Source organism: Pseudomonas sp. P20 (assembly GCF_016463925.1).
GTDB classification, from domain to species: Bacteria; Pseudomonadota; Gammaproteobacteria; order Pseudomonadales; family Pseudomonadaceae; genus Pseudomonas; species Pseudomonas aeruginosa.
This window is the reverse complement of record NZ_JAEMVM010000087.1, coordinates 1-806: the sequence shown is the minus strand read 5'-3', so window position 1 is coordinate 806 and position 806 is coordinate 1. Positions and strand designations below refer to the sequence as shown.

Genomic DNA, 806 nt, shown 5'->3' with positions numbered 1-806 from the left:
CGCGCCGCCGCGATCGACAACAGCGGCGGCAGCCTGCGCGCCCTCGGCCGCAGCGGCAGCACGCGGCTGGTCGCTGGCGACCTGAACAACGCCTACGGCGTGCTGGAAAGCGCCAACCAGGACCTCGACCTGCAACTGGGCAGCCTGGCCAACGCCGGCGGGCGCATCCTCCACACCGGCAACGGCACCTTCGGCCTGGATTCCGGGCAGGTGATCCGCGCCGGCGGCGAACTGACCAGCAATGGCCTGCTGGACATCCGCGCCAGCGAATGGACCAACAGCAGCGTGCTGCAAGCCGGACGCCTGAACCTGGACATCGGCACCTTCCGCCAGACGGCCGAGGGCAAGCTGCTGGCGGTGCAGTCCTTCACTGGCCGCGGCGGCGACTGGAGCAACGACGGCCTGCTGGCCAGCGACGGCAGCTTGCGACTCGAGCTGAGCGGCGGCTACCGTGGCAACGGCCGCGCCACCAGCCTCGGCGACTTCGCCCTGAACGCCGCCAGCCTCGACCTCGGCAATGCCGCCAGCCTCGCCGGCGGCGCCAATGTCACGCTCGGCGCCGGCAACCTGCTGGTCAACCGTGGGCGGATCACCGCCGCCGGCGACCTCGTGGCCAGCGCCGCGAGCCTGAACAACTACGGCACCCTGGGCGGCGGCGGCAACCTGCGATTGAACGCGCCCGCCCTGCTCAACGAGCGCGGGTTGCTGTTCAGTGGCGCCGACATGACCCTGCGCGCCGGCGACATCACCAACCTCTACGGGGATGTGTACAGCCTCGGCAGGCTGGATATCGCCCGCGACGATGC

The 806-nt window shown here is 71.1% G+C and carries 1 protein-coding gene; it reads left to right on the top strand.

What is annotated here, in order from left to right:
* The coding region (locus JHD77_RS31690; protein ID WP_199506562.1) for an S-layer family protein at nucleotides 1-806 on the top strand (806 nt) is incomplete at both ends.